This is a genomic window from Cupriavidus oxalaticus, from assembly GCF_016894385.1.
Taxonomy (GTDB): domain Bacteria; phylum Pseudomonadota; class Gammaproteobacteria; order Burkholderiales; family Burkholderiaceae; genus Cupriavidus; species Cupriavidus oxalaticus.
On record NZ_CP069811.1, the window covers coordinates 559,591 to 579,119 of the forward strand.

At 69.5% G+C, this 19,529-nt stretch carries 18 protein-coding genes; 13 read left to right on the plus strand and 5 right to left on the minus strand.

All coding sequences use genetic code 11. The annotated features are described in order from the left end of the window. Positions 1-7 precede the first annotated feature (7 nt). Entirely contained in the window at positions 8-1,024 is a 1,017-nt protein-coding gene (locus JTE92_RS02470) for a hypothetical protein (protein WP_063239600.1), read from the plus strand. On the opposite strand, the gene JTE92_RS02475 is transcribed toward JTE92_RS02470, so the two are convergent. The 3 genes from JTE92_RS02475 to JTE92_RS02485 are packed head-to-tail and all read right to left on the minus strand — an operon-like array spanning position 969 to position 3,920. Continuing rightward, on the minus strand, positions 969-2,102 hold the full coding sequence (locus JTE92_RS02475; RefSeq protein WP_063239601.1) for a 3,4-dihydroxy-2-butanone-4-phosphate synthase: 1,134 nt from the start codon (positions 2,100-2,102) through the stop codon (positions 969-971). The genes JTE92_RS02470 and JTE92_RS02475 overlap by 56 nt on opposite strands. Next, positions 2,099-3,052 carry a LipP1 family hormone-sensitive lipase gene (gene lipP1, locus JTE92_RS02480; RefSeq protein ID WP_063239602.1) on the minus strand — a complete coding sequence of 318 codons (954 nt, stop codon included), beginning with the start codon at positions 3,050-3,052 and terminating at the stop codon, positions 2,099-2,101. Before lipP1 ends, JTE92_RS02475 begins: the two co-directional genes overlap by 4 nt. 58 nt (positions 3,053-3,110) lie before the next feature. Beyond that, a complete protein-coding gene (locus tag JTE92_RS02485; protein WP_063239603.1) occupies positions 3,111-3,920 on the minus strand; it encodes an SDR family NAD(P)-dependent oxidoreductase in 810 nt (269 codons plus the stop codon). A 420-nt stretch (positions 3,921-4,340) separates the two neighbouring features. Here JTE92_RS02485 and JTE92_RS02490 point away from each other — a divergent pair, with 420 nt between their 5' ends. After that, positions 4,341-5,528, plus strand: a complete 1,188-nt coding sequence (locus tag JTE92_RS02490) for a helix-turn-helix transcriptional regulator (RefSeq protein ID WP_063239604.1) — start codon at positions 4,341-4,343, stop codon at positions 5,526-5,528. Between the two features lie 9 nt (positions 5,529-5,537). Here JTE92_RS02490 and JTE92_RS02495 read toward each other — a convergent pair whose 3' ends face one another. Then, positions 5,538-5,882: a VOC family protein gene (locus tag JTE92_RS02495; RefSeq protein WP_063239605.1), complete on the minus strand. Its 345-nt coding sequence runs from the start codon at positions 5,880-5,882 to the stop codon at positions 5,538-5,540. A 216-nt stretch (positions 5,883-6,098) separates the two neighbouring features. On the opposite strand from JTE92_RS02495, the gene JTE92_RS02500 reads away from it, so the two are divergent. The 9 genes from JTE92_RS02500 (at position 6,099) to JTE92_RS02540 (ending at position 16,573) form a co-directional block, all read left to right on the plus strand. Continuing rightward, complete coding sequence (locus JTE92_RS02500; protein WP_063239606.1) at positions 6,099-7,250, plus strand: LLM class flavin-dependent oxidoreductase; 1,152 nt, start codon at positions 6,099-6,101, stop codon at positions 7,248-7,250. Positions 7,251-7,435: 185 nt separating this feature from the next. Continuing rightward, complete coding sequence (locus JTE92_RS02505; protein ID WP_063239607.1) at positions 7,436-8,626, plus strand: flavin-dependent monooxygenase; 1,191 nt, start codon at positions 7,436-7,438, stop codon at positions 8,624-8,626. 27 nt (positions 8,627-8,653) lie between these two features. Then, positions 8,654-10,408 carry an FAD-dependent oxidoreductase gene (locus JTE92_RS02510; RefSeq protein ID WP_063239608.1) on the plus strand — a complete coding sequence of 585 codons (1,755 nt, stop codon included), beginning with the start codon at positions 8,654-8,656 and terminating at the stop codon, positions 10,406-10,408. After that, positions 10,405-10,929, plus strand: a complete 525-nt coding sequence (locus tag JTE92_RS02515; RefSeq protein WP_063239609.1) for a flavin reductase family protein — start codon at positions 10,405-10,407, stop codon at positions 10,927-10,929. The genes JTE92_RS02510 and JTE92_RS02515 overlap by 4 nt, the downstream gene beginning before the upstream one ends. A 17-nt stretch (positions 10,930-10,946) precedes the next feature. After that, entirely contained in the window at positions 10,947-12,647 is a 1,701-nt protein-coding gene (locus JTE92_RS02520; RefSeq protein ID WP_063239610.1) for an FAD-binding protein, read from the plus strand. Next, positions 12,631-13,395, plus strand: a complete 765-nt coding sequence (locus JTE92_RS02525; protein ID WP_063239611.1) for an SDR family oxidoreductase — start codon at positions 12,631-12,633, stop codon at positions 13,393-13,395. The genes JTE92_RS02520 and JTE92_RS02525 overlap by 17 nt, the downstream gene beginning before the upstream one ends. Before the next feature lie 29 nt (positions 13,396-13,424). Next, positions 13,425-14,468 carry a ferredoxin--NADP reductase gene (locus JTE92_RS02530; protein ID WP_063239612.1) on the plus strand — a complete coding sequence of 348 codons (1,044 nt, stop codon included), beginning with the start codon at positions 13,425-13,427 and terminating at the stop codon, positions 14,466-14,468. 1 nt (position 14,469) lies between these two features. After that, positions 14,470-16,110, plus strand: coding sequence for a FadD3 family acyl-CoA ligase (locus tag JTE92_RS02535; protein ID WP_063239613.1), 1,641 nt, complete (start codon positions 14,470-14,472; stop codon positions 16,108-16,110). 16 nt (positions 16,111-16,126) lie between these two features. After that, positions 16,127-16,573, plus strand: coding sequence for a nuclear transport factor 2 family protein (locus JTE92_RS02540; RefSeq protein WP_063239614.1), 447 nt, complete (start codon positions 16,127-16,129; stop codon positions 16,571-16,573). Between the two features lie 96 nt (positions 16,574-16,669). On the opposite strand, the gene JTE92_RS02545 is transcribed toward JTE92_RS02540, so the two are convergent. Continuing rightward, positions 16,670-17,536, minus strand: coding sequence for an SDR family NAD(P)-dependent oxidoreductase (locus tag JTE92_RS02545; RefSeq protein ID WP_063239615.1), 867 nt, complete (start codon positions 17,534-17,536; stop codon positions 16,670-16,672). A gap of 189 nt (positions 17,537-17,725) precedes the next feature. Between JTE92_RS02545 and JTE92_RS02550 the strand changes: the two genes are divergently transcribed. Then, positions 17,726-18,622 carry a VOC family protein gene (locus JTE92_RS02550; RefSeq protein WP_063239616.1) on the plus strand — a complete coding sequence of 299 codons (897 nt, stop codon included), beginning with the start codon at positions 17,726-17,728 and terminating at the stop codon, positions 18,620-18,622. A 5-nt stretch (positions 18,623-18,627) separates the two neighbouring features. After that, on the plus strand, positions 18,628-19,518 hold the full coding sequence (locus JTE92_RS02555; protein WP_063239617.1) for a CoA transferase subunit A: 891 nt from the start codon (positions 18,628-18,630) through the stop codon (positions 19,516-19,518). The last annotated feature ends 11 nt before the right edge of the window (positions 19,519-19,529 follow it).

Below are 19,529 nucleotides of genomic sequence, written 5' to 3' on the forward strand. Positions count from 1 at the left end.
AATTGCCATGACACGCTACTTTGCCTTCAACGGCGACGCCGACGGCCTGTGCGCCTTGCAGCAGCTGCGCCTTGCATCTCCTGGCGATGCGACGCTCGTCACCGGCGTCAAGCGCGATATCCGGCTGCTCGAGCGGATCGACGCCTGCGCCGGCGATACCGTGACGGCGCTGGACATCTCGCTCGAACAGAATCGCGACGGGCTGCTGCGGCTGCTCGCCGCCGGTGCGCAGGTGGACTACTTTGACCACCACCACGCCGGCGAGCTGCCGTCGCATGCCGGTCTGCGCGCGCATATCGACGAAAGCGCGGCGGTCTGCACCAGCATCCTGGTCGACCGCCATCTCGACGGGCGCCACCGGCACTGGGCGATCACCGCCGCCTTTGGCGACAACCTCGGCGACGTGGCGCGCGCAATGGCGGCGCTGGCGCGGCTGGACGCGCGCGAAACCCTGATGCTGGAACGGCTCGGCACCTGCCTGAACTACAACGCGTATGGCGAGTGCGTGGAAGACCTGCATTGCGATCCCGCCGAGCTGGCGCAGCACATGCTGGCGTTCGCCGACCCGCTGGATTTCGCCGCGCAGTGCGCCACCTACACGCTGCTGTGCGAGGGCTACGAGGACGACATGGCACAGGCGCGCCGCCTGTCGCCCGTGCATGAAGTCCCCGGCGCGGCGCTGCTGGTGCTGCCGGACGCACCGTGGGCACGGCGCGCGATCGGTGTGCTGGCCAACGAGCTGGTGCGCGGGCGTCCCGGCGATGCGATCGGCCTGCTGTCGCCCAAATCCGGCGGCGGCTTTGCGGTCAGCGTGCGCGTGCCCGCGCACAGCATCACCGGCGCGGCCGACTTCTGCCGCGCCTTCGAGACCGGCGGCGGCCGGCGCCTGGCCGGCGGCATCAACCACCTGCCCGACGCCGAAGTGGAGCGCTTTACGCGCAGCTTTGCCGACTGCTTCGGCGCGCCGCTCACCCAGGCTGGCCCGGCGGGACAAACTCCGTCACCTCCAGGTCGAAGCCGGTGACCGCGCGGTAAGGCACCGGATGGCTGAGCAGGCGCAGCTTGTGCGCGCCCACATCGCGCAGGATCTGCGCCCCCACTCCCAGCGCGCGCTGCGCGAAGGCCGGCGCCGGCGCGGCGGCAGGCGGCGCCGCCAGCCGCGCCAGCCGCTGCTGCGGTGATTCGCGCTCGTCCAGCAGCACCAGCACACCGCAGCCTTCAACGCCGATGCGGGCAAGCGAGCGTTCCAGGTTCCAGGCGGGCTGAGAGGCGGGCTGAGAGGTGGACTGAGCCGGCGTGCCGAAGGCCAGCACGTCGCGCTGCATTTCCACCGCCTGCACGCGCGTCAGTACCGGCCTGGACGGATCGGGCTCGCCCAGCACCAATGCCAGGTGCAGCGCGTCGGCAGGGGCGTCGTGGTACGCGTGCACGGTGAAGCGCCCGAACGGCGTATCCAGCCCGGTCGAGCGGGTACGGCGCAGCGCGCCTTCGGTCAGCAGCCGGTGGTGGATCAGCCCGCTGATCGAGACCGCGGCTAACCCGTGGCGTTGCGCAAAGGCCAGCAGGCCGGGGCCGCGCAGCAGGTCGCCGTCGTCATCAAGCAGCATCGCATAGGCGCCGGCGGCGACACGCCCGGCCAGCCGCGGCAGGTCGGAGCAGGCCTCGGCAAAGCCGGCGCGGCGCAGCACGCCGTCGGCCTGCGCTACCACCGGAAAGATGTGTCCCGGCTGGACCAGGTCTGCCGGTTGGGCGCGCGCCGCTGCCGCCACGCGCAGCGTCAGCGCCCGGTCCGCCGCGGAAATGCCGGTGCTGACGCCGGTGGCCGCTTCGATCGACACCGTGTAGCGCTCGCGCTGGCGCTGGCTGGCGGCCATCGGCGGCAACTGCAGCCGGTCGCGGCGCGCCTCGGTGATGGCCATGCAGACCAGGCCGCGCGCCTCGGCGGCCATGAAGTTGACGTCGGCCTCGGTGGTGCGTTCGGCGGCCACCAGCACGCAGCCGGTGGCCTCGGTGGTCTCGTCCTCGATCACCACCACGCGCTGGCCAGCGGCCAGTGCGGCAAGCACGTCGGCCATCGGCGGCAAGGCGTTGGCCGTGCTCATGCTGCCTCCTGCCGGCTGCTGCCGAACGCGTGGCGCAGCGCCGCTGCGGCCGCATCCAGTGCGTCGCTGGCGGCATCGATCACGCCCTGCATGCTGATGAAGCCATGGAACTGCCCCGGCCAGCGGCGCACGGTGGCGCTGTGGCCCGCGCGCTGCAGCGCTTCGCCGTAGCCTTCGCCCTGGTCGCGCAGCGGGTCGTACTCGGCGGTGATGATGGTGGCCGGTGGCAAGCCATGCAGGTCGCGCTGGCGCAGCGGGCTGGCGCGCACGTCCTCGGCATCGGCGCGATTGGCAAGGTACTGGGCGCGATACCAGTCCAGTTCCGCTGCGCTCAGGAAGTAGCCGGTTGCGCATTCGCGGTAGCTGGCGCTGCCGGTCGCGGCATCGGTGCAGTCCAGGTAAGGGTAGAGCAGCAGCTGGTGCCGCAGGGCGATGCCGCTGCCGCGCAGCTGCTGGCAGGCTACGGCGGCGAGGTTGCCACCGGCGCTGTCGCCCGCCACGGCGATCCGCGCCGGATCCGCACCCAGTTGCGCCGCATGCGCAGCCGCCCATCGCACCGCCGCTACCGCGTCTTCCGCGGCGGCCGGGAAGCGCGCTTCCGGCGCGAGCCGGTAGTCGACCGACAGCACCAGCGCGCCGCTGCGGCGCGCCAGGCTGCGGCAAATGTTGTCATGCGAGTCGAGCCCGCACAGCACGAAGCCGCCGCCGTGGAAATAGACCACCAGCGGCAGCGCGGCGCTGTCGTCCGGCCGGTACAGGCGCGCCCGCAGCGGGCCGGCCGCACCGTCCAGGGTCAGGTCGTGCTGCGCGGCGATGGTATCGCCGGGCGCGAATCCCGGCATGGCCGCCAGCGCGGCACGGTAGTCGGCGGCGCGCAGCGTGGAGAAGTCGGGGCTGGGCATGGCGGCCATCGCATCAAGCATGGCGCGGGCCTGGGGGTCGAGCGGCATGGTGTCTCCCGGTTGCCGTTGAGGGTTCAAGTTCGGAGCGCAGTTTCAGGGCGCAATGTCAGAGCGTGAAAGCCGGCTGGCTGCCGGCGGCAATGCCTTGCGCGCGCGCCAGCGCGGCGTGCGCCGCCTGCTCGTGCGGCAGGATCCAGAAGCGGCCGGCCGACACGCCATCGAGGATCACGCGCGCGACCTCGTCCGGCGTCATGCCGGCGGCGATGCCGCTGCGCAGCGCACCGTTCATCTGGTTCACCTCCTGCGGCCCGGCGCCGTCCAGGCCCGCGGCGATGCCGGTGGCGACCGGGCCGGGGCAGACCACCGACACCCGGATGGGCAGGCCGGCCGCCTGCAGCTCCAGCGCCAGTCCTTCGCTAAGCGCTACCACGCCCTGCTTGGACAGCGTGTAAGGCGCCAGCCAGGGTCCGACCGCGAGGCCGGCCATCGACGCCACATTGACGATATGGCCCGAACCCTGCGCCGCCATGCGCGGCACGAAGCAGCGCAGCGCGTGCAGCACGCTCCACAGGTTGATGCGCAGCACGCGCTCGAATACCTCCGGCGCCAGCTCCCAGCAGCGGCCGGTGGCCAGCACGCCGGCGTTGTTGACCAGCAGGTCGACACGGCCCAGGCGCAGGAAGGCTTCCGCGCACAGGTGCTCCATCTGCCGCAAGTCGGATACGTCGGTCGGGACCGCGATCGCGATGGCGCCCTGGCCGGCAAGCGCCGCGTGCGTCGCCTCCAGCGCGTCGGCGTCGATGTCCGCCAGTGCCAGCGCATAGCCCTGCGCCGCCAATGCGTGTGCCAGCGCGCGGCCGATGCCGCTGCCCGCACCGGTGATCACTGCGGCCTGCTGCCGCGGGTTTGCCGCCATGGTCGTGGTTCTCCGTGAAAGAAATCGGGAATGACGGGCAGCGCGGATCGCCGCCCATGGCTGACTTGTAGCGGCGGCGCGGCGGCGCGGCATCGTCTGTTTGGGTAGGGCAGCGCCACATGGCGCCATATGGCATCTAGGGGTTTGCCCGCGCCGCGCCGGCCATGGGTCTGTCCTTAGTCTGTTTGGAGTATGTGTTCGCGCCGCCGGCGCGTGAGGATTGGCCTGTCCCTCGGGACTAGTCCGGCATGCGTGCCATGCCGGCGTGGACTAGGGCAAACCATGAAGGCAGGGGGCAAGCCGCGAGCCCTGCGCCGTCCCTATAATCGGGGCACAAAAAAGGGCCACAGAGCCCGCACAGGAAGGCCAGCCGACCGGCACGTCCGGTGCGCTGCGCACGCCACAATGGAGACAGAGGAAATGCTGATGGAGGCGAGCCACAACCAGGCAGCCGCGCACCTGTTCGCGCAGACGACGGTGTCGCTGTCTGACTTCAGCGCGTTGCTGGGCAATATCTACCAGGGACCGATGGAGCAGGTGCCGTGGGGCAAGGCGCTGGAGCAGATCCGCAGGCAGCTCGACGCCAACTACGTCACGCTGATCCTGCGCTCGCCCGCCACGGACCGGCGCGGGCTCATGATCAATGCCTCGGAGCACGGTGGCTCGACGCTGCCGGGCGAGACCTCCTACAACAACTACTACTACGCGCTCGATCCCTTTATCGGCCTGCCGTCGGACCGCGTGGTGACCATCGACGAGCACCTGGGGCCGGGCGTCTGGTGCCAGAGCGAGATCTACCTGCAGTTCCTCAAGGACATCGGCATCCGCTATATCCTGGGCGCGGACCTGCGTACCGACGACGGCGTGGAATGCCGCTTCCGTGTCTGCCGCAAGCATGAGGGCCGCGATTTCTCGGCCGCGGACAAGGCGCTGTGCACCGCGCTGCTGCCGCACCTGAAGCGCGCGGTGGACCTGCATTCGCGCCTCGACGTGGTGGAGTCGGAACGCACCGTCTATGCCAGTGCCATCGACCGCATGCTGGTCGGCATGGTGATCCTGGACGAGACCGGCGCCATCATCAAGACCAACGCCGCGGCCGACGAGATCCTGGGCGCCAAGGACGGCATCCGCATTGCCAAGGGCGGACTGGACGTGGAGTACGGCCAGGAGAACCGCAAGTTCCAGCGGTCGCTGCGCCAGGCGATGATGGGGCACTTGGGCACCGCGCCGGCGGTGATGGAGGCGATGTCGATCACGCGTCCGTCCGGCAGCGCCAGGCTGGGCGTGCTGATCCGCACCATTCCGCTCAGCGAGTGGTCGGAGGACAACCGCAAGCGCCCGGCCTGCGTGGTCTTTATCCGCGATCCGGAGCGGCGCTCGCAGGCCTCGCACGATGTGGTGCGCCAGCTGTTCGACTTCACGCCGGCGGAGACGCAGCTTGCACTGCAGCTTGCCAACGGCCTCACGCTCGACGAAGCCGCCGACGAACTCGGCATCAGCAAGAACACGGCACGCGCGCACCTGCGCGCGATCTTCTCCAAGACCGGCGTGACCCGGCAGGCCACGCTGGTGCGCATGCTGCTGAGCAGCGTGATTTCGCTGGGCTAAGGCCAGGCGTCAGGGCTTTGCGCTGAGCACCAGCGCAAAGCCCTCCGGGGTCTGCAGTACCGCGCGGGTCTCATGCGGGCCCTGCGCCGCGGGCAGCGTCACGCTGGCCCCCGCATCCACCAGCCGCGCAATCGCCGCGGCGATCTCTTCCCCCTCATCCACCTTGAACGCGAGCGCAGGCTGGCCAACCGGCCGTTCCTCGCCGGCCACCAGCGCAAGCGTCAGCGCGCCCGCGTCCAGCGCGCAATAGCGATCGCCGTCGCGAAACTTCACGGCGAGTCCGAGTCCTTGCGTGAAGAACGGCAGCGCGGCGTCGATGTCCGCGACGGGGTAGAGCAGCAGTCTGGCTTGCATGGTGTCCTGGTCCTTTCGATGGTCAAAAGCGGGCATCGTTGCCCGCGGTCCATGATAGGGATGGGCCATGCACTGCTCATAATCCAATCAGACGATGTTGCAACGCCTTGCGCCGCCCACACTGCAAGCACACAGGCCGCTTCCGGCCCGAGGCGCGGCAACCGGCGGCGTCCCGGCAGCGGTCCTGAACCATCAATGCCAGGGAAGGGGACTGCAATGCGTTTTTCGCTGATCTATGAAGCACAGACCGTCGATGCCTCGCGCGCCGGCGACCACAAGGTGTTCGATGAAATCATGGAACAGGTGGTGCTGGCCGAGGACATGGGCTTCGACGTGATCTGGGCGGTCGAGCACACCGCGCTGACCAACTACGCGCACATGAGCGCGCCGGAGACGTTCCTCGCCTTTGTCGCGGGGCGCACGCAGCGCATCGGCATCGGCCACGGCGTGGTGTGCCTGCCGCCGGCGATGAACCATCCGGTCAAGGTGGCCGAGCGCATCGCCACGCTCGACATCCTGTCCGGCGGCCGCGTGCACTTCGGCGTGGGCAAGGGCGGCACGCAGCAGGAAGCGGGTACGTTCGGCTACGACCTGAACAGCCTGCACCCCATGATCGACGAGTCGATGTACCTGATCCCGAAGATCCTGACGCAGGACGAGATCGAGCACGATGGCGAGTTCATCAAGATCCCGCGCCGCCCGATCCACCCCAAGCCGCGCCAGGACCCGCACCCGCTGATGTACCTGGCCTGCACCAATGCCGATACGCTGCAGCGCGCAGGCGCGCGCGGCATGGGTGCCCTGGTGCTCGGCTTTGGCGGCCCCGAGGATGTGGCCAAGAAGAACGAGATCTATCGCGCCGCGTGGGAGAGCCGCAAGGCCGAGGACCAGGTGGGCTTCCGCCCGCACCAGCACCTGGCGGCGCTGTGCCCGACCATCGTGCTGGAAGACGGCCTGGCCGCGCGCAAGATCGGCATCAAGGGGCAGCGGTACTTCATGGAGTCGCTGTCGTACTGGTATGCCGGCGGCGAGCGCCCGGATCCGTCAGCATGGGACGACGAGCATGTCACGGCGACCGACGCGCAGGGCAAGGCTGTCATCAACACAAAGTTTGCTTCCGAGAAGGTCTCGGTGGACTTCAGCGACCCGTCGATGATGATGCTGAACCCCAACCACGCCTACGGCACGGTGGAGGATTGCATCGGCTACGTGCAGCGCCTGATCGATGCCGGCGCGGACGAGATCCTGTTTATCTGCCAGATGGGCACGGTGCCGCAGTGGGCGCAGATGGAGACCATCCGCAATATCGGCGAGCACGTGATCCCGCATTTCCGCAAGCAGGGCCGCAAGCTGAGCGCGGTGGCGTGAACGCAGAACGTTTGCTCCCCGAGGGTTTGCTCCCCTCTCCCGCCTGCGGGAGAGGGGCCGGCGGTGAGGGCAGGCGCATCAACGAAGTGCCGCACAAAACAGCTAGTCCCATCAGACGATGGCGCCCCGCCCGCCCGATGCAAACATCAACGCCAGCCCCAACACAAAGCGAAAAGGAGACCGCGGTGCATCACGACAACAACAAGGAACTGGCCGCACGCCTGATCACGCGCGCCGAGCAGATGATCCCCGTGCTGGCGCAACGCGCCACCCAGGCAGAGTCCGAAGCCCGCATCCCCGCCGAGACCATCGCCGAAATGCAGGCTGCGGGCTTCTTCAAGGTGCTGCAGCCGCGCCGCTACGGTGGCTATGAACTCGACCCGCAGACCTTCTTCCGCATCCAGATGGCGCTGGCCAAAGGCTGCATGTCCACCGCCTGGGTCTACGGCGTGGTCGGCGTGCACAACTGGCAGCTCGCCCTGTTCGACGAACGCGCGCAGAAGGAAGTGTGGGGCAACGACCCCGGCACGCTGATCGCTTCGACCTACATGCCGGTCGGCAAGGTCACCCCGGTCGAAGGCGGCTACCGCTTCTCCGGCCACTGGAAGTTCTCCAGCGGCAGCGAACTGTGCGACTGGATCTTCCTCGGGGGCCTGGTGCCTCCATCCGAACCGGGCGGCGCCTACGACTACCGCACCTTCCTGCTGCCGCGCTCCGACTACAGGATCGTGCGCAACTGGGACGTGCTGGGCCTGCGCGCCACCGGCAGCCACGATATCGTCGTCGATGACGTATTCGTCCCCGACTACCGCACCCACCGCGCCGTCGATGGCGCCATGGGTACCAGCCCGGGCCTCGCGGTGAATGACGTACCGCTGTACCGCCTGCCGTTCGCGCAGATCTTCGTGCGTGCCGTGTGCACCGCGTGCATCGGCGCGCTGGAAGGCACCCTCGACGACTTCGTCGCCTACGCCGACGGCCGCGTCAGCAGCAACGGCGGCAGCAAGACCGCCGAGGACGGCGGCGCGCAGCTGGCCTGCGCCAATGCCCAGGTCGCCGTCGACGAAATGCGCACCGTCCTCGAACGCAATTTCGACGAACTGCTGGCCGTTGCGCGCGAAGGCGGCCAGGTGCAGACGCCGCGACGGCTGCATTTCCGCTACCAGTCGTCGCAGGTGGCCGAGCGCTGCGCACAGCTTGCCAACAGCCTGCTGCGCTATGCCGGCGGCAACGGCATCTACCGCTCCAACCCGATGGTGCGCCGCTTTCTCGACCTGCACGCGGCGCGCGCCCACTACGCCAACAACCTGGACCGCTTCGGCCAGAACCTGGGCGGCGTGATGATGGGCCGCGCCAACACCGACTTCTTCATCTGAAGCCGCGCACCGGCAAGGGAACCCATCATGACCCAGAGCACAGCGCGCATGCAGGCCAGGGAGTTTGACGTGGTGGTGGTCGGCTCGGGCGCCGGAGGCATGCTGGCCGCCTGCCGCGCCGCCGACCGCGGGCTGTCGGTGGTGGTGCTGGAGAAGAGCGGCCAGTACGGCGGCACCTCGGCGGTGTCCGGCGGCGGCATCTGGATCCCGCTCAACCACCATATCGCGCCGGCGGGCGGGCAGGACGACTACGCCAAGGCGCTCGAGTATGTGCTCGCCTGCACCGGCGACGACGGCGACCCGCGGCGGATCCGCGCCTACCTCGAGCAGGCGCCGCGCATGCTGCAATACCTGGAGCAGCAGGCCGGCGTGCGTTACTACACGCTGCCGCGCTACGCCGACTACTTCCAGAAGCTGCCCGGCGCGATGCCCGGCTACCGCGCGCTCGACCCGATGCCGTTCGACGGTGCGCGCCTGCGCGAGGAGTTCGACCGGCTGCGTCCGCCGTCGCCCGGTACGCTGGTGGGCGGCCGCGTGGCCGTGACCTCCGGCGAGGCGCACGCGCTGCTGTGCCGCTCGCCGGGCTGGTTCGGGCTGGCGGTGCGCCAGTTCGCCCGCTACTGGCTCGACTTCGGCTGGCGCCGCAAGACCCGGCGCGACCGCCGCCTGACGCTCGGCAACAGCCTGGCCGGCGGCCTGCGGCGGGCAATGATGGACCGCGCGATCCCGCTGTGGCTCAATACAGCGCTGCAAGACCTGGTCATCGAAGACGGTTCGGTCCGCGGTGTGCGCGCCGTGCAAAACGGGCAGGTGCTGGAAATCCGCGCGCTGCATGGCGTGATCCTGGCCGCCGGCGGCTTCGAGCGCAGCCAGGCCATGCGCGAGCAATACCTGCCGCAGCCGACGCAGGCGGGCTGGAGCGCGACGCCGCCCAACAACACCGGCGATGCGATCCGCGCGGGGCAGGCCGCCGGCGCCGGTGTCGCCCTGATGTCGCATGTGTGGGGCGCGCCTACCGTGCAGGTGCAGGGCGAGGAAAAACAGCGCGCGCTCTTTATCGAGCGCGCCATGCCGGGCTGCCTGGTGGTGAACGGGCAGGGCCGGCGCTTCGTCAACGAGGCCGCGCCGTATTCCGAGTTCGTGCCGGCCATGTACCGCGACCACGACAAGACCGGCTGCAGCGTGCCGGCATGGATGGTGTTCGACGCCACCTTCCGCCACAAGTACCCGTGCGGGCCGATCCTGCCCGGCTCGGTGATGCCGGACCGCAGCATTCCGGCCGGCCTGTCCGGCATCCTGGTGCGCGCCGACACGCTGGCGCACCTGGCGCAGCGGATCGGCGTGGACGCCGACGGGCTCGCCGGCAGCGTCGCCCGCATGAACCGCTACGCCGCCACCGGCGTGGACGAGGAATTCGGCAAGGGCGACAACCTGTTCGATACCTACTACAGCGACCCGGCGGTGCGCCCCAATCCGTGCCTGGCGCCGATCGGCAAGGCACCGTTCTACGCCGTGCGGCTCGATGCCGGCGATATCGGCACCAAGGGCGGGCTGGTGACCGACGCCAGCGCGCGCGTGCTGCGCGAGGACGGCAGCGCCATCGCCGGGCTGTTCGCCATCGGCAATACCAGTGCCTCGATGATGGGCACCAGCTATCCCGGTGCGGGCTCGACGCTCGGGCCCGCGATGACCTTCGGCTATATCGCTGCGGACGCGATCGCGCAGCAAGCGCGGCAGCCCACCGCCGCGCCCCACGCTCAACCCGTACAGGAGGCCCTATGAGCGCCAATCCGGAAACCAGCCCGACCCTGCGCGACGACATGCTGAAGGCGATGCGCCGCATGGCGCGCTCGGTGGCGGTCGTCAGCTGCCGCGATGGCGAGCGCCGCTATTCGATGTCGGTGACGGCGGTCGATTCGCTGTCGGCGGATCCGCCATCGCTGCTGATCTGCATCAACCGCAACTCGTCGATCTACCCGCCGCTCGATGCCGGCACCGACTTCTGCATCAACCTGCTGGCCGCCGACCACCAGGACATCGCGGTCGATTGCAGCGGCCGCCTCAAGGGCGAGGAACGCTTCACCAGCGGCGAGTGGGAGGACGACCTGCTCGGCGTGCCATGCCTGCGCAATGCACAGGCCAACCTGGTGTGCCGGCAGGACGGCCGCTTCGACTATGGCACCCACGCCGTCTTCATCGGCCGGCTGCGCGAGGTGCGGCTGGCGGGCGAGGTGTCGCCGCTGGTCTATGTCGATGGCGCCTATACGACTTCCGCGCCGCTGCGCGCGCTGTGTTCCGCCTGAGCCCCGGAGGCGCCAGCATGCATCCCGATTCCGTCACGCCGGTCTACGCGCCGCTGCGGCTCGATGACCCCGACGCGCATCCGTGGCAGGCCGCCTGCGATGCCGTGGTGGTGGGCTTCGGCGCCGCGGGTGCCTGCGCGGCGCTGGAAGCGGCGCGCGGCCGCGCGCGCGTGATCGTCGCCGAGCGTTTCGAAGGCGGCGGCGCCAGCGCGAAGAGCGGCGGCGTGGTGTATGCGGGCGGCGGCACGTCCTACCAGGCCGCCGCGGGCTATGCCGATACGCCGCAGGCGATGGCGGACTACCTGCGCCAGGAGACCGGCGGCGTCGTCAGCGAGGCCACGCTGCAGTCCTTCTGCGAGCGCAGCCGCGACATGCTGGCCTGGCTGGAAGACGTGGGCGTGCGCTTTGCCGCCACCGTGCCGCCGCGCAAGACATCGTATCCGGCGCAGCCGTATTACCTCTACTACTCCGGCAACGAAGCCGTGCCCGCGTACGCGCAGCACGCCGCGCCGGCGCCGCGCGGGCACCGCGTGAAAGGCCCCGGCATGTCCGGCCGCACGCTGTATGGCGCGCTGCGCGCTGCCGTGGAGGCCCGGGCGGAAATCACGGTCATGCGCCAGGCCGCGGCGCGCCGGCTGATCGTCGGCAAGGACGGCGCAGTCATCGGCATCGAGCTGTGGCAGGTGCCGCCTGGACGCCACCAGAGGCGCCACGCGCGCCTGGCGCGGCTGGCCGAGCGCCTGCACAACGCCATGCCGGGCGTTGCCGACCTGCTGCGCCAGCGCCTGCTGCAGCTCGAGCTGCGCCATGCGCAACCCGTGGCAGTGCGCACCCGCGCCGTCGTGCTGGCCACCGGCGGCTTTATCTTCAACCGCACCATGGTGGCGCGCCACGCCGGCAAGTACCTGCAGAACTGGCGTCTGGGCGCGACCGGATGCGATGGCAGCGGCATCCGGCTCGGCGAGTCGGCGGGCGCGGCCACGCGGCACCTGGAGCGTGTGTCGGCCTGGCGCTTTATCAATCCGCCGTTCGAGTGGGCGCGCGGCTGCGTGGTCGACGCGCAGGGCACGCGCATCGGCAACGAGGAAACCTATGGCGCCACGCTGGGCCACGCCATCTGCGAGCGGCATGGAGGGCGTGCCTGGCTGATCCTGAACCGCGCGCTGGCGCGCGCCGCACTGCGTGAATGCCTGGGCGGCCGCCTGTGGGCGTTCCAGGCCGTGCCCGCGGCGATGCTGCTGCTCGCCGGCGCCAGGCGTGCGTCCAGCATCGAGGCGCTGGCCGGCAAGCTGGGCATGCCGCCCGCCGCACTGCGCGCCACTGTCGACGCCTACAGCGCCGCTGCCCGCGGAGAGATTCCCGACCCGGCCGGCAAGTCCGCGCCGATGTGCGCCTCGCTGGAGGCCGGGCCATGGCTCGCCATCGACATCTCGGCGAACTCTCGCGTCTTCCCCTGTCCGGCGATCACCCTCGGCGGCTTGTCTGTGGAAGAGTCGAGCGGCCGTGTGCTGGCCGTCGCAGGCGGTGCCCCCATTTCGGGCCTCTATGCCGTCGGCCGGACCGCGGTGGGCATCGCCTCCAATCATTACGTAAGCGGCCTGTCGCTTGCCGACTGCATCTGGTCGGGGCGCAATGCCGGCCGCCACCTGACACAACAGCCCGCCGGCGAGCGGCAGGCACACACCAACGAGGAGATTACCCATGAGCCGACGTACTGAAGGCAAGATCGCGATCGTCACCGGGGCCGCCAGCGGCGTCGGCAAGGAAGACGCCCTGCTGCTGGCCCGCGAAGGCGCGCGCGTGGTGCTGACCGACCTGAACGAGGAAGCGGGCCACGCGCTGGCGCGCGAGATCGGCGAGACCGCGCTGTTCGTGCCGCACGACATTGCCAGCGAAGCCGGCTGGCAGCAGGTGATGGCGCGCACCGGGCAGCGCTTCGGCGCGCCCAGCGTGCTGGTCAACAACGCTGCCATCCTGATGCTGGGCTCGGTCGAGGACGCCACGCTGGAGCAATGGCAGCGCGTCATGCGCATCAACGCCGACGGCTATTTCCTCGGCTGCAAGTACGGCGTGGCTGCGATGAAGGCGGGCGGCGGCAGCATCGTCAATATGTCGTCGGTGGCGGCACTGGGCGGCATGGGGGCGTTCTGCGCCTACAGCGCCAGCAAGGGCGCGGTGGCGGCGCTGACGCGTGCCGTCGCAGGCCATTGCAAGCAGAGCGGCTACCGCATCCGCTGCAATGCGATCCATCCCGACGGCATCCTCACGCCGATGACCGCTGCCTTCCTGCCGGGCGGCGCGGCGGCCCTGCCGGAAGAGGTTGGCGGCGCCGAGCCGATGCAGCGCATGTGCCATCCGCGCGACGTGGCCAACCTGGTGCTGTTCCTGGCGTCGGACGAATCGCGCTTCATCAACGGCGCGGAACTGCGCATCGACAACGCGCAGACCATCATGGGCGTGGCCTGACGCCGCACCTCAGCTATAGAAGGACATCCATGGCGCCAGTGCAATTCCATCGGCTGCAGATCGCCGAAGTCATCACGGAAACGGAGCAGGCGCATTCGCTGGTCTTCGCGCTGCCTGACGGCTTGCGCGACGCCTTTGCCTACCGTCCCGGCCAGTTCCTGACGCTGCGCGTGCCCGTCGACGGCGTGCCGCTGCAGCGCTGTTATTCGCTGTCGAGCACGCCCGAGGTCGACCATGCCTTGCGCGTGACGATCAAGCGGGTGCAAAGCGGGCGCGTTTCCAACTGGATCTGCGACCACCTTGGCGCGGGCGATACGGTCGAGGTGATGCCTCCGGCCGGCGTGTTCACCCCGCCCACGCTGCATGGCGATTTCCTGCTGCTGGCCGGCGGCAGCGGCATCACGCCGGTGCTGTCGATCGCCAGGGCGGCACTGCGCCACGGGCGCGGCGCGGTGACGCTGGTCTATGCCAACCGCGACGAGCGCTCCGTCATCTTCCGCGAGGCGCTCGGCGAACTGGCGAACAGCCACCCCGGCCGGCTGCGCGTGATCCACTGGCTGGACAGCGTGCAGGGGCCGCCGACGCAGCGCCAGATCGAGGAACTGGTGCGGCCGTGGAGCCTGGCCGAGTGCTTTGTCTGCGGGCCGGGCCCGTTCATGGACGCGGCGCAGGCGGCGCTGCAGCAGCTTGGCGTGCCGCGCGGCAAGCTGCATGTGGAACGCTTCGTGTCCCTGCCGGATGTAGCGGCGGCGAAGACGGCGGTGGCGCCTGTCCCGCTCGAGCCCGCCGCCATGCGCGGCGCGGCGCTGACCGTGCAGCTCGACGGCGCAAGCCACCAGCTCAATGTCGCGCCCGACGAGACGGTGCTCGATGCGCTGCAGCGCGCAGGCGTGTCCGCGCCCAGTTCCTGCCGCGCGGGCCTGTGCGGCGCCTGCATGTGCCAGGTGACGCAGGGCGACGTGACGCTCGGCGAAAACCATGTGCTCGACCGCACCGACCTCGACGCGGGCTGGACGCTGGCCTGCCAGGCGCGCCCCGCGAGCGACGAACTCCACCTGAAGTTTCCGGATTGACATGACCCCATCTGACACCATCGACGACATTGCGGTGCTGGCCGGCCAGGACGCCCCGGAAGCAGCCGCCAACGAGGATATCCCCGCGACCATACCCGAGCTGGTGCGGCGCGCGGCGCTACGCCACGGCGAGCGTATCGCCATCCAGGAGGACGGGCTGCGCCTGAGCTACGCCGCGCTGGATGCCTGCCGGATCGAGGCGGGCCGCGCGCTGATGGCGCTCGGCGTGCAGCCGGGCGACCGCGTGGCGGTATGGGCGCCGAATTTCTCCGAATGGATCATCGCGGCGCTGGCCACGCACAGCGTGGGTGCCGCGCTGGTGCCGCTCAATACGCGCATGAAGGGCGCCGAAGCCGGCGCCGTGCTGGCCGACAGCGGCGCGCGGCTGCTGGTCTGCGTCGACGACTTCCTCGGCGAAAGCTATCCGCAGATGCTGGCGCCGCATCGTCCCGCCACGCTGGAGCGGCTGGTGATCCTGCGGCCGGGGCAGGGCAGGGCGCTGGCCGACGGCGAGCTGGCGTGGGATGGCTTCCTTGGACTGGCGCAGCAGGTGGACATGGCGGCGTTCGCGCAGCGCGAGGCCGGCGTGCGCGGCGACACGCCGATGGACATCATGTTCACCTCGGGCACCACCGGGCGGCCCAAGGGCGTGATGAGCGCGCACGCGCAGAACCTGCGCGCCATCGACGGCTGGGCCGCGATCACGGGCGTGCGCGCCGGGGACCGCTACCTGATCGTCAATCCCTTCTTCCATACCTTCGGCTACAAGGCAGGATGGCTTGCCGCGCTGTCGCGCGGGGCCACGGTGCTGCCGCACCTGGTGTTCGATGCCGATGCCGTGATGACGCGCGTGGAGAACGAGCGCATCACGGTGCTGCCGGGGCCGCCGACGCTCTACCAGACGCTGCTCAACGCGCCGCGGCTGCGCGAGTTCGACCTGTCATCGCTGCGGGTTGCGGTGACCGGCGCTTCGGCGATCGCGCCGGTGCTGATCGAACGCATGCGCGAGGAACTGGGCTTCGACACCGTGATTACTGGCTACGGCCTGACTGAATCGTGCGGCTTTGCCACGCTGACCCGCGCCGGCGACGATGCCGAAACGGTGGCGGGCACCTCCGGCCGCGCCATGCCGGGGATCGAGCTGCGCTGCGTCGATGCGCAGGGACAGCCGGTCGCGACCGGCGAGCCGGGCGAGGTGCTGGTGCGCGGCTACAACGTGATGCAGGGTTACTTCGGCTTGCCGGCGGCGACGGCGGAAGCCATCGACGCCGACGGCTGGCTGCATACCGGCGACGTCGGCACGCTCGATGCGCGCGGCTACCTGCGCATTACCGACCGCATCAAGGACATGTTCATCGTCGGCGGCTTCAACTGCTATCCGGCCGAGGTGGAGAAGCTGCTGACGGCCCATCCGGCGGTGGCCCAGGTGGCGGTGGTGGGCATGCCGCACGAGCGCCTGGGCGAAGTCGGTCGGGCCTACGTGGTGCTGCGACATGGCGCGCGCCTCGATGCCGAGACCCTGATCGTCTGGGCGCGCAGGCACATGGCCAACTACAAGGTGCCGCGCGAGGTGCAGTTCGTCACATCGCTGCCGGTGAGCGCGGCGGGCAAGGTGCTGAAGTATCAGCTGCGTGAAGCCTGATCAACGGGGACTGACCATGACCGAGATTGCCGGCATTGCCGACCGCCTTGCACGGCTGGAAGCCGCGGATGCGATCCGGGCGCTCAAGCTGCGCTACCTGCGGGCGTGCGATGACAAAGATACCGAAGCCATGCGGGCCTGCTTCGTGCCGGACAACGCGCATATCCACTATGACCGCATCGGCAGCTTTCCCGGGCGTGATGCGCTGGTGCAGTGTTTTGTGGAGCTGGCGTGCCGGACTACGCTGCGGGAGATGCATTTTGCGGGGGCGTCGGAGATCCGTGTGCTGGATGCCGATACGGCGCAGGGCAGCTGGGATCTGGCGTACCTGGCGCTGGACGATGCCAATGGCTCGCGTACGTTCCTGACCGGGCGCTATGCGGATGAGTATGTGCGGGTGGATAGGGCGTGGTTGATCCGCTCGACGGTGTTTACGACGGGGTTGCTGTCGCAGGGCAGTTAATGCTGCGGCAGGTAGCGCTGTATTTGTTTGCTCCCCTCTCCCGCTTTGCGGGAGAGGGGAGCGTATGCGTGGGGTGATGGCTAGCCCGATCGCCATTTACTCCACGATCGCCGGATGCACCGCCGGCGGGCCACCCAGCACCTCCCGGTACGAAGGTGGCTGCACCCCCTGCGCATCGACAATCCCATACCCCAGCGCCGCCTCCGCCGCGATCAGCACCTGGCCCGATTTCTCCATCAGCCCAGGATCGCGATACAGCGCTGCAATGACTTTCCCGGTGAATTCAGGGGTCTCCGCCACGGTGGCGAACGACGCGTACTTGTCGGGATGCTGTTCCCACACGCGCTGCGTGCGCGCGGTGCGCAGCGGCCCCATCCACACCGAGACCGCCGCCACGCCATGCGGGCGCAGGTCGACCGCCATGTCATGGGCGAACTTGTCGATGCCGGCCTTCTGCGCTCCGTACGCGGGCCCATGCATATAGCAATTGGCGCCGAACGACGAGGTGAACACGATCAACCCGCGCCCCTGCGCCGCCATTATCGGAGCCGCATGCCAGCTTGCCACGTAGCCCGAACGCAGGCCCACGTCGAGGATGCCGGCCATTTCCAGCGGCTTCTGCCAGAACGGCCCTGGCACGATCAGCTCGTCATGCAAGAACGTGGCGTTGTTGACCAGGATGTCGAGCCGGCCTGCTTCGTCGCGCACCCGGCGGAACAGCGCCGCCACTTGCTCGTCGTCGCCATGATCGCAAGCGACAGCGATGCCGCGCCCACCCAGCGCATCGATCTCGCGCGCCGTGGCGTGGATCGTGCCCGGCAGCGGCGTACTGCCTTCCAGCTCGGTGCGCCCGGTGACATACACGGTAGCGCCTGCCGCGCCGAGCGCCAGTGCAATGCCCCGTCCGGCGCCGCGCGATGCGCCGGTCACCACGGCAACGCACGGTTGTCCTGACTCCTTCATGTCTGCTCCTCCTGTAAGCGGCTTGTGCCGCCTCAAGCGTGCGGCGCATAGCGACACCGCGCATCACATGTTCGGACTAGACCCCACAGCGCCTGTGGCAGGAAATCCCGGCTAGTCCGCCAGGACGATGCGTCGCCGGACTGCAAGCGAAAGAATCGGCTCCATCGCAACGAACCAGTGGAGACCGGCATGTTGGATATCCGTGCACTTGGCTACATCGTGGTCGAGTCCACCGACCTGGGGCAATGGCGGCACTATGCGGAGCAGGTGCTTGGCATGACTTGCTCCGGCGCCCCCGGCGGCGCGCTGTACGTGAAGATGGATGAGCGCGACTACCGCTACCTGGTGGTGCCGGGTGCGCGCGACCGCTACTTCGCATCGGGATGGGAACTGGCCGACGAGCTGGCCTATCGCCACGCGCTCGACACGCTGCGGCAGGCCAACGTGGAAGTGGTGCATGCCAGCGCCGACGAACTGGCCCAGCGCCGCGTGCAGGCGATGGCCTGGTTTGCCGATCCGTCGGGCAACCGCCACGAGATTTCGTGGGGCATGCGCTCGGACTTCCTGCGCTTCGTCTCGCCGGTCGGCGTGCCGCGCTTCATCACCGATCCGATGGGCGCCGGCCACACCGTGCTGCCCGCGCCGGCCTTCGACCGGACCTACGCCTTCCTGCGCGACGTGATGGGCTTCGGCCTGTCCGACATCTACCGCGTGCGCTTCACCAGCGATCCCAATGAGCCGGAGAAGCGCATCCACTTCCTGCACTGCGCCAACGGCCGCCACCACAGCCTGGCGATCTTCGAGATGCCGTCCGAGGCCGGCTGCATCCACGTGATGGCCGAAGTGCCTGACATGGCCGAGGTGGGGCGCGCGCTCGACCGCGTGCAGCAGCACGGCGTGAAGCTGTCCGCCACGCTGGGCCAGCACTGCAACGACCGCATGACCTCCTTCTACATGAAGACCCCCGGCGGCTTCGACCTCGAATACGGACACGGCGGACTGGTGGTGGACTGGGGCCACCACGCCGCCTACGAAGCCACGCGCGTCAGCCTGTGGGGACACGACTTCAGCATCGGATACCGCTAAACACCATGACCAAGACAATGGACAAGACCCTGAGCGCGGCCGACGTGGTCGGCCAGCTCGCCGACGGCATGACCATCGGCATCGGCGGCTGGGGCCCGCGCCGCAAACCGATGGCGCTGGTGCGCGAGATCCTGCGCTCGCCGCTGAAGGACCTGACCGTGGTCGCCTATGGCGGCCCCGAGGTGGGCATGCTGTGCGCCGCGGGCAAGGTGCGCCGGCTGGTATTCGGCTTTGTTTCGCTCGACGTGATCCCGCTCGAGCCATATTTCCGCCAGGCGCGCGAGCGCGGCGCGCTGGAAGTGACCGAGCTTGACGAAGGCATGCTGCAGCTCGGCCTGCGCGCGGCGGCGGCGCGGCTGCCGTTCCTGCCGACGCGCGCATCGCTGGGCACCGACGTGCTGGCGAGGAATCCGCGGCTGAAGACCGTGCGCTCGCCCTATGCCGATGGCGAGGTGCTGGTGGCGATGCCGGCGATCGAGCTCGACGCGGCGCTGCTGCATGTGAACGAGAGCGATGTGCTCGGCAACACCCGCATCGACGGGCCCGATCCGTTCTTCGATGAATGGTTCGCCCGCGCCGCGCGGCGCTGCTATGTGAGCTGTGAAACGCTGCATCCGCGTCTTGAAGAGGAGGACCTGGCGCACGCCCGCAACAACCCCTTCGAACGCTCGCTGGTAACGGGCGTGGTGCACGCGCCCGCCGGTGCCCATCCCACGTCCTGCGCACCCGCCTATGGCTGGGACCTGCCGGCGCTGAAGGCGTACTGCGCCAGCGCCGAGGCCGAGGACGGCTTCCGCGCGTACCGCGACGAGGTGGTGGGCGCCAGCGAAGCGGCCTACCTGGAGCGCATCGGCGGGCTCGGCCACGTGCACGACCTGCCGCTGCCGGTTCTTTGACTTCGCCAACC

Excerpts from the sequence above, each read along its gene's own strand:
- JTE92_RS02470 (WP_063239600.1), top strand. The coding sequence starts at position 8 with ATGACACGCTACTTTGCCTTCAACGGCGACGCCGACGGCCTGTGCGCC.
- JTE92_RS02475 (WP_063239601.1), bottom strand. The coding sequence starts at position 2,102 with ATGAGCACGGCCAACGCCTTGCCGCCGATGGCCGACGTGCTTGCCGCA.
- lipP1 (WP_063239602.1), bottom strand. The coding sequence starts at position 3,052 with ATGCCGCTCGACCCCCAGGCCCGCGCCATGCTTGATGCGATGGCCGCC.
- JTE92_RS02485 (WP_063239603.1), bottom strand. The coding sequence starts at position 3,920 with ATGGCGGCAAACCCGCGGCAGCAGGCCGCAGTGATCACCGGTGCGGGC.
- JTE92_RS02490 (WP_063239604.1), top strand. The coding sequence starts at position 4,341 with ATGCTGATGGAGGCGAGCCACAACCAGGCAGCCGCGCACCTGTTCGCG.
- JTE92_RS02495 (WP_063239605.1), bottom strand. The coding sequence starts at position 5,882 with ATGCAAGCCAGACTGCTGCTCTACCCCGTCGCGGACATCGACGCCGCG.
- JTE92_RS02500 (WP_063239606.1), top strand. The coding sequence starts at position 6,099 with ATGCGTTTTTCGCTGATCTATGAAGCACAGACCGTCGATGCCTCGCGC.
- JTE92_RS02510 (WP_063239608.1), top strand. The coding sequence starts at position 8,654 with ATGACCCAGAGCACAGCGCGCATGCAGGCCAGGGAGTTTGACGTGGTG.
- JTE92_RS02515 (WP_063239609.1), top strand. The coding sequence starts at position 10,405 with ATGAGCGCCAATCCGGAAACCAGCCCGACCCTGCGCGACGACATGCTG.
- JTE92_RS02520 (WP_063239610.1), top strand. The coding sequence starts at position 10,947 with ATGCATCCCGATTCCGTCACGCCGGTCTACGCGCCGCTGCGGCTCGAT.
- JTE92_RS02525 (WP_063239611.1), top strand. The coding sequence starts at position 12,631 with ATGAGCCGACGTACTGAAGGCAAGATCGCGATCGTCACCGGGGCCGCC.
- JTE92_RS02530 (WP_063239612.1), top strand. The coding sequence starts at position 13,425 with ATGGCGCCAGTGCAATTCCATCGGCTGCAGATCGCCGAAGTCATCACG.
- JTE92_RS02535 (WP_063239613.1), top strand. The coding sequence starts at position 14,470 with ATGACCCCATCTGACACCATCGACGACATTGCGGTGCTGGCCGGCCAG.
- JTE92_RS02540 (WP_063239614.1), top strand. The coding sequence starts at position 16,127 with ATGACCGAGATTGCCGGCATTGCCGACCGCCTTGCACGGCTGGAAGCC.
- JTE92_RS02545 (WP_063239615.1), bottom strand. The coding sequence starts at position 17,536 with ATGAAGGAGTCAGGACAACCGTGCGTTGCCGTGGTGACCGGCGCATCG.
- JTE92_RS02550 (WP_063239616.1), top strand. The coding sequence starts at position 17,726 with ATGTTGGATATCCGTGCACTTGGCTACATCGTGGTCGAGTCCACCGAC.
- JTE92_RS02555 (WP_063239617.1), top strand. The coding sequence starts at position 18,628 with ATGACCAAGACAATGGACAAGACCCTGAGCGCGGCCGACGTGGTCGGC.